This is a genomic window from Rhizobium sp. 18055, assembly GCF_902706285.1.
GTDB lineage: Bacteria > Pseudomonadota > Alphaproteobacteria > Rhizobiales > Rhizobiaceae > Rhizobium.
The window spans coordinates 1-2,798 of the sequence record NZ_CACSKD010000042.1 but is presented as its reverse complement, the minus strand read 5'-3'; the positions used below and the strand labels follow the sequence as shown (position 1 = coordinate 2,798).

4 protein-coding genes are annotated in these 2,798 nt (G+C 59.0%); all 4 read left to right on the top strand.

Annotation, left to right across the window (positions count from 1 at the left end):
* Window positions 1-104 precede the first annotated feature (104 nt).
* The 4 genes from GVL52_RS27730 to GVL52_RS31290 all read left to right on the top strand — a co-directional run bounded on the left by GVL52_RS27730 (window position 105) and on the right by GVL52_RS31290 (window position 2,753).
* On the top strand, window positions 105-467 hold the full coding sequence (locus GVL52_RS27730) for a transposase (RefSeq protein WP_160012622.1): 363 nt from the start codon (window positions 105-107) through the stop codon (window positions 465-467).
* Window positions 464-811: an IS66 family insertion sequence element accessory protein TnpB gene (gene tnpB / locus GVL52_RS27725; protein ID WP_160012621.1), complete on the top strand. Its 348-nt coding sequence runs from the start codon at window positions 464-466 to the stop codon at window positions 809-811. The genes GVL52_RS27730 and tnpB overlap by 4 nt, the downstream gene beginning before the upstream one ends.
* Window positions 812-882: 71 nt before the next feature.
* The gene (locus tag GVL52_RS27720) at window positions 883-2,448 is read left to right on the top strand and encodes an IS66 family transposase (RefSeq protein WP_160012620.1); all 1,566 of its coding nucleotides are present in this window, start codon (window positions 883-885) and stop codon (window positions 2,446-2,448) included.
* On the top strand, window positions 2,448-2,753 hold the full coding sequence (locus GVL52_RS31290) for a hypothetical protein (protein WP_160012619.1): 306 nt from the start codon (window positions 2,448-2,450) through the stop codon (window positions 2,751-2,753). Before GVL52_RS27720 ends, GVL52_RS31290 begins: the two co-directional genes overlap by 1 nt.
* The last annotated feature ends 45 nt before the right edge of the window (window positions 2,754-2,798 follow it).

Below are 2,798 nucleotides of genomic sequence, written 5' to 3'. Positions count from 1 at the left end.
GTGAGCGTCCGGTGAGCGGATTTTGCTGATCGGGCAAATCGGGCGATGTTCTGGCATTAGAACCAGCATTAGTGCTGACATTAATACCAGAACGAAGAGGTTGCATGGCTCGCATGGAGATCATGTCCGGCACTGAGCGCAGACGGCGCTGGTCGGACGAGGCGAAACTGAGGATATTGGCAGAAGCGGATCAACCTGGTGTTCGCATTGGTGATGTGGCTCGCCGGCATGATGTCTACCCATCCCAGATCCGCTTGTGGCGGCAGTCATTCAGCTATGCCGCCCGACCGGCGGTGTTCCTTCCGGTGGAAATCACCGAGGAGGTGAGCGCTACCCCGGCACCTGACACGCCACCGACGCCAGCGGTCATTGAGATCTCGCTTCGAAACGGTCGGTGCTTGAGGGTTCCGGCTGACATGGATCTCGAGGTGCTGTCCTCACTGGTCGCTTGCGTGGAGGCGGCATGATCGGGCCTTCCGGGAATGTGCGGGTCTATCTGGCCTGTGGGGTGACGGACATGCGGCGTGGGATTGATGGTCTGTCGGCGCTGGTGGAGACGGCGATCAAGGAGGTGCCGGGCTCCGGCGCGATCTTCGGTTTCCGCGGGAAAAGGGCCGACCGGATCAAACTTTTATGGTGGGATGGTCAGGGGTTCTGCCTGTTCTACAAGATTTTGGAGCGCGGATACTTTCCCTGGCCGACGGCGAAAGAGGGCGTGGCGCACCTGACGCAAGCGCAGCTTTCGATGCTTGTGGAAGGGATCGACTGGCGCCGTCCGGCGTGGACTTCCGCTCCCGGTCGAACGGGATAAAAGCTATATTTTGCAGGGTATCCGGGGCAAAATTCTGGCGCTCCAGGGGCAAATCGGCTACGTTTGCGGTTATGGAAATAACGCCGCTGAACAGTCAGGACGAGCTATCTGCTTTGCGCGCACTCGTCGCCGAACAGGCGGCGAAACTAGAGAGCCAGGAAGCCGAGGTCATCAAGCGCGACTCCATTATCGGGCTTCTGCGGGCGCAACTGGAGCTGCTCCGACATCGGCAGCATGGCGCTTCTTCGGAGAAGATCGACCGGAAGATCGAGCAGTTTGAGCTGATGCTGGAGGAGATCGAGGCCTCCCGTGCCGAGGCTGAAATGCGCTCCGGAAAAGCTCCTCTGCCGGAGTTGGACGACGCATCCGAGAAGCCGAAGCGCAAGCCATTGCCCGATGGTCTTCCAATCGAAGAACTGGTCTATGCGGCGCCCTGTAATTGCCCGACCTGTGGTGGCACTTCGTTCCTGAAGGCGGCCGACAGGGTGGTCGAGGTGTTGGAGCACGTGCCGGCGTCGGTCAGGATTGTCCGCCATGTCGAAAAGCGCATGATCTGCAGGGAATGCGATACGACGGTGGCTGGCGAGATGCCGACCCTGCCGATCGAGCGCGGCAAGCCCGGACCGGGATTGCTCGCCCATATCATGGTCGCCAAGTTCGACGATCACATCCCCCTCTACCGCCTGTCCGAGATGTACGACCGGCTGGGGATAGATATCTCCCGATCCGTAATGGCTGACTGGGTCGGCCGCGTATCGGGTCTGCTTGCGCCGCTCGTCTTGGCTATCAGGGCCCATATCGCAGCGCTTGACCGAATACATACGGACGATACCCCCGTCGATGTTCTCGACCCCGGACGGGGCAAGACTAAAACCGGTAGGGTCTGGGTCTACGTCTTCGACGGCAGTGGCTATCAAGCCGCCACTCCCGGTGCCATCGCTTATTACTATAGTCCTGACCGCAAGGGCATGCATCCGGCTGACCATCTCGCAAACTTCAGCGGTGTGATGCATGCCGATGGCTATGGCGGCTACAAGAAGCTTTACGGCAACCAGATCGTCGAGGCCGCCTGCATGGCGCATGTGCGCCGCAAGTTCCATGACGTGATCAAGCTGAAGCCATCTCCGATCGCTGACGAAGCGCTGTCGCGCATCGGTGCGCTGTACGATATCGAGGATCGTATCCGTGGCATGCCGTCCGACCAGCGGCGTACACTGCGCCAACAACACGCCAGGCCCATTCTGGAAGAACTGAAAGTCTGGATCGAAGACACGCTTTCGACGTTGCCGCAGAAGCAGAAACTGGCCGAGGCAATGCGATATGCCCTGTCTCGATGGGCAGCGTTGAGCGTTTACATCGACGATGGCCGTGTCGAAATCGATAACAACATAGCTGAACGAGCCATGCGTCCACTTGGAATTGGAAGGAAAAATTGGCTCTTCGCCGGCTCGGATAAGGGCGGTGAACGCATCGCCAACATCCTGACTATTATCGAGACCGCCAAACTCCATCGCCACAATCCGGAGGTCTATCTGACGGACGTCCTGACCCGGATCCAGGATCACCCCAAGGACCGCCTCCAGGAATTACTGCCGTGGCTGTGGACGCCGGCGAAAGAGCGATGCGAGGCTGCGTGATGGCACGTTCAAGGTTCATCTATACGCTGAAAGAAGTCGCCAGCATGATCGGCGAGAACCTCGAACTCATCGAGGAGGTGACCGCCAACTCGGACAATATCGCCGAGGGCGAATTGGTTTATGTGCGTGACGGCACTGAGGATGGCACGAAGGGTCTGACCGAAAATGGTATCGACGACCTTCAAAGTCTCCTCGCCGACATCAGGACGCGGGATGGTGGAAGCCGCCAGTTCCTCGTCGATGAACAATGCGATCCTGAGATGATCGACCGTGTCATGGTCGATGAGGTGAAGCGCGACCCATAGCTTTGGCAGATCGACCCGCCAAAAATGCGTTCGCCGGACGCTCAC

Excerpts from the sequence above, each read along its gene's own strand:
- GVL52_RS27730 (WP_160012622.1), top strand. The coding sequence starts at position 105 with ATGGCTCGCATGGAGATCATGTCCGGCACTGAGCGCAGACGGCGCTGG.
- tnpB (WP_160012621.1), top strand. The coding sequence starts at position 464 with ATGATCGGGCCTTCCGGGAATGTGCGGGTCTATCTGGCCTGTGGGGTG.
- GVL52_RS27720 (WP_160012620.1), top strand. The coding sequence starts at position 883 with ATGGAAATAACGCCGCTGAACAGTCAGGACGAGCTATCTGCTTTGCGC.
- GVL52_RS31290 (WP_160012619.1), top strand. The coding sequence starts at position 2,448 with ATGGCACGTTCAAGGTTCATCTATACGCTGAAAGAAGTCGCCAGCATG.